General features: G+C 62.6%; 7 protein-coding genes. All 7 read left to right on the plus strand.

The features are described from left to right. The first annotated feature begins 413 nt into the window (after nucleotides 1-413). Entirely contained in the window at nucleotides 414-1448 is a 1035-nt protein-coding gene (gene pstS / locus AC56LN_RS18690; RefSeq protein ID WP_499573951.1) for a phosphate ABC transporter substrate-binding protein PstS, read from the plus strand. Nucleotides 1449-1556: 108 nt separating this feature from the next. Then, a complete protein-coding gene (gene pstC, locus AC56LN_RS18695) occupies nucleotides 1557-2579 on the plus strand; it encodes a phosphate ABC transporter permease subunit PstC (protein WP_482898327.1) in 1023 nt (340 codons plus the stop codon). Between the two features lies 1 nt (nucleotide 2580). Beyond that, a complete protein-coding gene (gene pstA, locus AC56LN_RS18700) occupies nucleotides 2581-3441 on the plus strand; it encodes a phosphate ABC transporter permease PstA (protein WP_499573953.1) in 861 nt (286 codons plus the stop codon). 36 nt (nucleotides 3442-3477) lie between these two features. Beyond that, entirely contained in the window at nucleotides 3478-4266 is a 789-nt protein-coding gene (gene pstB / locus AC56LN_RS18705; protein ID WP_343027699.1) for a phosphate ABC transporter ATP-binding protein PstB, read from the plus strand. Between the two features lie 71 nt (nucleotides 4267-4337). Next, the gene (phoU, locus tag AC56LN_RS18710; RefSeq protein ID WP_183551093.1) at nucleotides 4338-5039 is read left to right on the plus strand and encodes a phosphate signaling complex protein PhoU; all 702 of its coding nucleotides are present in this window, start codon (nucleotides 4338-4340) and stop codon (nucleotides 5037-5039) included. Nucleotides 5040-5041: 2 nt separating this feature from the next. After that, nucleotides 5042-5728 (plus strand): response regulator, encoded by a 687-nt coding sequence (locus AC56LN_RS18715; protein ID WP_183551095.1) that lies wholly within the window; start codon nucleotides 5042-5044, stop codon nucleotides 5726-5728. A gap of 18 nt (nucleotides 5729-5746) precedes the next feature. After that, nucleotides 5747-7039, plus strand: a complete 1293-nt coding sequence (gene phoR / locus AC56LN_RS18720) for a phosphate regulon sensor histidine kinase PhoR (RefSeq protein WP_499573955.1) — start codon at nucleotides 5747-5749, stop codon at nucleotides 7037-7039. Nucleotides 7040-7325: the final 286 nt, after the last annotated feature.

A 7325-nucleotide genomic window follows, 5' to 3' on the forward strand; every position in this document is an offset into this window, starting at 1 on the left:
TGCTGACCCGCAGAGCGGGTTTGTCGCTATTCGTGATAGCGGTCTTCAAGGTGCCTGGAACTGCCACGTATTTCCTGGAAGATCTCGAACGCGACCAGCGCAGCCAGCCCGCCCAGGATCCCCATGACCATCATGTCCAACATACACTCATCAACGCCTTCGGGCATCTCCTCCATGTGGTGACGACACCTTCAGATTAGCAGCTGGCGCCGTATTTACAAGGCCGGCGCAGGGGGAAGATGGCGGCCGCCGGCCTGCCGCGCGCCGTGCCCGCCCGCGCAATGCCATGCTTGCGGCCGTGTCATGTTCATGTCACATTTCAGAATATGTCATGAACTTGTCATATTCGCCCGCTAGACTGCGCTTCATCGTCAGCGGGATCGTCCCGTCGTTCTATTTCAAGAGGATCAGATATGCGCATGAAGCATCTCTTCGTTTCGATCGCTGTTGCCGCTTCGGCATTCACCGCAACCGCCCAGGCCGCCAACATCACCGGCGCAGGCGCGACGTTCCCTTATCCTATTTATGCCAAATGGGCCGAGCTGTACAAGGCAGCATCGGGCAATGGCCTGAATTACCAGTCGGTCGGTTCCGGCGCCGGCATCAAGCAGATCAAGGCGAAGACCGTCGACTTCGGCGCGTCCGACATGCCGCTGGCAGCTGCTGAACTTAACGCCGCCGGTCTGTTCCAGTTCCCGGCCGTGATGGGCGGCGTCGTGCCGATCGTCAACCTGGCGGGCATCGCCCCGGGCCAGATGAAGCTGAGCGGCGCCGTCATCGCCGACATCTACATGGGCAAGATCGTCAAGTGGAATGCGCCGCAGATCGCCGCGCTGAACCCGGGCGTCAAACTGCCGGACGCCGACATCACCGTCGTGCGCCGCGCTGACAGCTCGGGCACCTCGTTCCTGTGGACCGATTTCCTGTCGAAGTCGAGCCCGGAATGGAAGACCAAGGTCGGCGCCGGCACCACCGTCAAGTGGGCAGTGGGCGTGGGCGGCAAGGGCAATGAAGGCGTCGCCGCCAACGTGCAGCGCATCAAGGGCGGCATCGGCTACGTCGAGTGGGCCTACGCCAAGAAGAACAAGATGTCGCACACCCAGCTCCAGAACAAGGATGGCGTGTTCCTACAGCCAAGCGACGACGCCTTCAAGGCGGCCGCTGCTGGCGCCAACTGGGCCGGTACCCCGGGCTTCGCGGTCATCCTGACCAACCAGCCGGGCAAGGACAGCTGGCCAGTCACGGGCGCATCGTACATCCTCGTGCACAAGGCCCAGGACGCGGCCAAGGGCAAGGAAGTGCTGAAGTTCTTCGACTGGTCGTACAAGAACGGCACCGCATCGGCCGCCGAACTCGATTACGTGCCAATGCCTGCACCAGTCATCAAGCTGGTGCAGGACGCCTGGCGCGCCAATCTGAAAGACACCACCGGCAAGGCGCTCTGGTAATCCTCTAATTTTCATCATCGAAGGACCGGCCCGACCGGTCCTTCTGCATGCCAGCAATATTGACAAAACGATATTGATTACGAGTCTTATAGCGAGTCTTCCACACATATGAGCGCCCACCCATCCTTGTCCGTGCAGGACCTGCCTGATCAGGCAGCAGCCGAAGACGCCCGCCGTTACGCTGCACTGCGCACGACGATGCGCAACCAGCGCATCCAGGACTTCTTCTTCCACAAAATCACGCTGCTGTTCGCTGCTACGGTCCTGGCGGTGCTGATCGGGATCATCATCTCGCTGGCGATTGGCGCCGCGCCGGCGTTCTCGCAGTTCGGCCCGGGCTTCATCACCCGCGTCGAGTGGGATCCGGTGAACGACGAGTTCGGCGCCATGATCGCGATCTGGGGCACGCTGGCCACCTCGATCATCGCGCTGGCCGTTGCCTTCCCGATCAGCTTCGGCATCGCGCTGTTCCTGACCGAAATCTGCCCGGCCTGGCTGCGTCGCCCGCTGGGCACCGCCGTCGAGCTGCTCGCCGGCGTGCCGTCGATCATCTACGGCATGTGGGGCCTGTTCGTGTTCGCGCCGATGTTCGCCGACCACGTCCAGCCGCTGCTGAAGGAAACCATCGGCCAGTTGCCGGTGATCGGCGTCATCTTCCAGGGCCCGACGATGGGCATCGGCATCATGACCGCCGGCCTGATCCTGGCGATCATGATCATCCCGTTCATCGCCTCGGTGATGCGCGACGTGTTCGAGATCGTGCCGACCGTGCTGAAGGAATCGGCATACGGCCTGGGCTGCACACGCTGGGAAGTGGTGCGCAAGGTCGTGCTGCCTTATACCCGCAACGGCGTGGTGGGCGGCGTCATGCTGGGCCTGGGCCGCGCGCTGGGCGAGACGATGGCCGTGACGTTCGTGATTGGCAATGCGCACTCGCTGTCGGCATCGCTGTTCTCGCCGGGTAACTCGATTTCGTCGACGCTCGCCAACGAATTTGCCGAAGCGGCCAGCACGCTGCATTCGTCGTCGCTGTTTGCGCTGGCACTGATCCTGTTTGGCATCACGTTCATCGTGCTGTCGGCGGCCAAGATCATGCTGCTCGGTATGTCCCGTAACGAAGGTACGAAATAAGATGAACACTGCTACCAAGAACCCGGTGTATCGCCGTCGCCTGCTGGCGCACCGCATCGGCATCACGCTGTCGGTGTGCGCGATGGGCATCGGCCTGGCCTTCCTGGCCTGGATCCTGTTCACGCTGCTGTACAACGGCCTGGGCGGCCTGTCGGCAACGCTGTTCACGGCGGACACGCCGGCCCCGGGCACGCCCGGTGGCGGCCTGCGCAATGCGATCCTGGGCAGTGTGATGATGGTCGGCCTGTCGACGCTCATCAGCACGCCGGTGGGCATCCTGGCCGGTATCTATCTGGCCGAATACGGCGAGAACAACAAGTTCGCGCAAGTCACGCGCTTCGTGACCGACATCATGCTGTCGGCCCCGTCGATCGTGATCGGCCTGTTCGTGTATGCCATCTATGTCGCCAAGGTCCAGCACTTCTCGGGTTACGCCGGCACGATCGCGCTGTCGCTGATCGCCATCCCGGTCGTGGTGCGCACCACCGACAACATGCTGCGCCTGGTACCGGCCAGCCTGCTCGAAGCGGCCTACGCACTGGGCGCGCCGCACTGGAAAGTGGCCCTGACCGTGCGCCTGCGCGCCGTGAAGGCTGGCGTCGTCACCGGCGTGCTGCTGGCCGTGGCCCGCGTCACGGGTGAAACCGCGCCGCTGCTGTTCACCGCGCTGAACAACCAGTTCTACAGCCATGACATGAATGCGCCGCTGGCGAACCTGCCGGTGGTGATCTACACCTACGCCATGAGCCCGTACGACGACTGGCGCTCGCTGGCCTGGGCCGGTGCATTGCTGGTGACCACGACCGTGTTGCTGCTGAACATCCTGTCGCGTACGCTGTTCAGCCAAAAAACCCCGAATTAATTCACTCTGATAAACGATAAAGTGATGAACCAAGCCATGCTCAATACGACTCCGACCCCGGCTGCGGCCAAAGCCAAGACGATCGAAATCGAAGGCCTGAACTTCTTTTACGGTAAAACGCAGAGTCTGAAGAATGTCAGCCTCGACATCCACGCCAAGCAGGTGACGGCCTTCATCGGCCCGTCGGGCTGCGGCAAGTCGACGCTGCTGCGCACCCTGAACCGGATGTACGACCTGTACCCGGGCCAGCGCGCCGAAGGCAAGATCATGTACCGCGGTGGCAATATCCTCGACGCGGGCGTCGACGTGAACATGCTGCGCGCCAAGGTTGGCATGGTGTTCCAGAAGCCGACCCCGTTCCCGATGTCGATCTATGACAACATCGCCTTCGGCGTGCGCCTGTACGAAAACCTGTCGAAAGGCGAGATGGACGAGCGCGTCGAGTGGGCCCTGAAAAAGGCGGCGCTGTGGGAAGAGGCGAAGGACAAGCTGTCGAAAAGTGGCCTGTCGCTGTCCGGTGGCCAGCAGCAGCGCCTGTGCATCGCGCGCGGCGTGGCAGTCAAGCCCGACGTCCTGCTGCTCGATGAACCGACCTCGGCGCTGGACCCGATCTCGACCGCCAAGATCGAAGAACTGATCAGCGAACTGAAGCAGGATTACACGATCACCATCGTGACCCACAATATGCAGCAGGCTGCGCGCTGCTCCGACTACACCGCCTACATGTACTTGGGCGAGTTGGTCGAATTCGGCGAGACCGACCAGATCTTCATGAATCCGGCGCGCAAGGAAACGCAAGACTACATTACCGGCCGCTTCGGCTGATCGAGCAGGCTGACCTTTTTTCGGCCGTTCCTTCGCGGACGGCTTCACAAGAATATTGACGGAGAGTTTGTATGACAGGCGAGCATTCATCCAAGCAGTACGACCAGGAACTCGAAGGGATCCGTTCCCAGGTCTTGCTGATGGGCGGCATGGTGGAAACCCAGTTCGAAGAAGCGCTGGAATGCTTCCGCATCGGCGACATCGCGCGCGCCGAGCGCGTGATGGCCGAAGACCAGGCCGTCAACCAGCTTGAAGTCGCGCTGGACGACGCCTGCAGCCACCTGATCGTGAAACGCCAGCCGACCGCGAACGACCTGCGCACCGTGATGGCCACCATCAAGGTGATCACCGACCTCGAGCGCATCGGCGACGAAGCGACCAAGGTTGCACGCACGGCAAAGAGCCTGCACGAGCGGGGCGCGACCGGCTTTGCCCATTTCGACATGATCCGCACGATCGCCAAGGCGACGTCCGAACTGCTGCACGATTCGCTCGACGCGTTCGCGCGCCTGGACGGCAAGCAGGCCCTGCAGATCATCGCGGGCGACGAAGTGGTCGACCATGAATTCCGCGTCATCCTGCGCACGATGGTCACGTTCATGATGGAAGACCCGCGCACGATTTCGTCGGCGCTCGACACGCTGTGGGTGGCCAAGGCCATCGAGCGCATCGGCGACCATGCCAAGAACATCGCCGAATACGTGATCTACGTGGTCGAAGGCCGCGACATCCGCCACAGCAAGCCGACGCTCGGCGAGCCGCCGGTACTTTGAGCATGGCTGACACCACCTCCGTCCTCGTGGTCGAGGATGAGCCGGCGATCGTCGAACTGGTGACCTATTCGCTGCGCGAAGCAGGCTGGGAAATCCGCACGGCCGATACGGCGGCCGGGGCCTGGGACAGCATCAGCCGGGGCAAGCCCGACCTGCTGCTGCTGGACTGGATGCTGCCCGACCAGAGCGGCCTGCGGTTGCTGTCGCGCCTGCGCGCCGACCGCGACTTCCAGGAGCTGCCGGTGATCATGCTGACGGCCAAGAGCATGGAAGAAGACAAGCTGGCGGGCCTGAACAGTGGCGCCGACGACTACATCACCAAGCCGTTTTCGCCGCGCGAGCTGCTGGCCCGTTCACGTGCACTGCTGCGTCGCAAGAGCCCGCACCTGGCCGAAGCGCCACTGCGCGCCGGCAGCGTGACGCTCGATCCGAACAGCTGCACCGTGACGGTCGAGAACCAGCAGATCGACATCGGCAATGCCGAATACAAGCTGCTCAAGTATCTGCTGGCGCACCGCGAGCGCGTTTTTTCGCGCGCCCAGTTGCTCGACAAGGTGTGGGGCGACCATGCTGTGATCGAAGAGCGCACGGTCGACGTGCATGTGCTGCGGCTGCGCAAGGCGCTGAAATCGGCCGATGGCCTGATCCGGACGGTGCGCAGCGTCGGCTACATGCTGTCCGAAAAATAGTCTGTGTCGAAGGACGCGATGAATCCCAAGTTGCTGTTCTGGGTCCCGGCGCTGTTGCGCCTGGGGCTGTTGTTTGCCTGCGCTGGCCTGGTCTGGTGGTGGTCCGGGCCGGTGGCCGGACTGTCGCTGGCGCTGGCCGCTGCTGTCACGGCCATCATCGTGCAGCTGTCCTATCTGCAAAAGCTCGGCGAATGGCTCGAGCATCCGCAAGAGACACGTCTGCCCGACGGCTGGGGCGCCTGGACGGAAGCGTTCGCGCGCCTGTACCACCTGCGCCGTGACGACAAGAAGCACCAGGCCGAACTCACCGAGTGGCTGGCCCGCTTCCGCCAGGCGATGCACCTGCTGCCGGAAGGTGTCGCGATCATGGACGACGTGCTGTTCCTGGAGTGGTGCAATCCGGCGCTCGAGCGCCATCTGGGCCTGACGATGGAGCGCGACAAGGGTCTGCGCGTGACCAATCTGGTACGCCATCCTGATTTTATCGACTACATCATCCTGGGCCGCTACGAGCAGCCGCTGACGCTGGCCTTCCGCGGCCGCAAGATCGAATGCCGCATCATCCCGTTCGAGAACCGGCGCCAGATTCTGGTGACTCACGACGCGACCGATACCGAGCGCATCGAGGCGATGCGGCGCGACTTCATCGCCAACGCGTCACACGAACTGCGCACGCCACTGACGGTGATCGTCGGCTTCCTCGAAATCGCGATGGCCGATCCGGGCCTCGACGTGACCACGCGCACGGCGCACCTGACCTTGATGACGGAGCAGGCTCAGCGCATGCAGCGGCTGATCCAGGACATGCTGACCCTGTCGCGGCTGGAGTCGGACGAATTCCCGCTCAAGCGCGAGCGGGTGGACATCAAGATTCTGGTCGAATCCATCGCCGCCGAAGCGCGCGCGCTGTCGGGCGGCCGGCACACGATCGAGGTGGCCGTGGACGGCCCGGACGTGATGGGCAGCATGGAAGAACTGCGCAGCGCCTTCGCCAACCTGGCATCGAACGCGGTGCGCTACTCGCCCAACGGCGGCACGATCCGCCTGGCCTGGACACGCGGCCCGGATGCGCTGTCATTTGCCGTGACCGATTGCGGCATCGGCATCGACCCGGAACACATCCCGCGCCTGACCGAGCGCTTCTACCGCGTCGACAAAAGCCGATCGCGCGAAACGCAGGGCACCGGCCTGGGCCTGGCCATCGTCAAGCACGTGCTGCTGCGCCACGGCGGCAAGCTGACGATCACCTCCCAACCCGGCAAAGGCAGCACCTTCGCCGCCACGCTCCCAAACACATCCCTGCCGGCGTAACCCTCCGATCCCAAAAGCAATTGCCTTCCAATTGGGGTCAGAGTCGAATTGTTTGACAACTTTGTGACATGCCGAGGCGTCCTTCCAGCTGATCACGAATTGCACGGAAACGTTTCTTTGGGGCAATGAGGGTCAGAGTCGAATTAACGAGCAACTTCGAAAGTTGTCAAACAATTCGACTCTGAGGTACCCCGGGTTTCGTGGACATTCATAATAGGAGACAATAGTCACCATGGATGAAACAACAAAACCCTCGCCCAAGCGAACTATTCACACCAGCGAATTC

The organism is Telluria sp. ZT3P26, from assembly GCF_059686035.1.

What these genes read in the sequence shown, in the direction of transcription:
- AC56LN_RS18715 (WP_183551095.1), top strand. Translation starts at nt 5,042, where the DNA reads ATGGCTGACACCACCTCCGTCCTCGTGGTCGAGGATGAGCCGGCGATC.
- phoU (WP_183551093.1), top strand. Translation starts at nt 4,338, where the DNA reads ATGACAGGCGAGCATTCATCCAAGCAGTACGACCAGGAACTCGAAGGG.
- pstS (WP_499573951.1), top strand. Translation starts at nt 414, where the DNA reads ATGCGCATGAAGCATCTCTTCGTTTCGATCGCTGTTGCCGCTTCGGCA.
- pstB (WP_343027699.1), top strand. Translation starts at nt 3,478, where the DNA reads ATGCTCAATACGACTCCGACCCCGGCTGCGGCCAAAGCCAAGACGATC.
- pstA (WP_499573953.1), top strand. Translation starts at nt 2,581, where the DNA reads ATGAACACTGCTACCAAGAACCCGGTGTATCGCCGTCGCCTGCTGGCG.
- pstC (WP_482898327.1), top strand. Translation starts at nt 1,557, where the DNA reads ATGAGCGCCCACCCATCCTTGTCCGTGCAGGACCTGCCTGATCAGGCA.
- phoR (WP_499573955.1), top strand. Translation starts at nt 5,747, where the DNA reads ATGAATCCCAAGTTGCTGTTCTGGGTCCCGGCGCTGTTGCGCCTGGGG.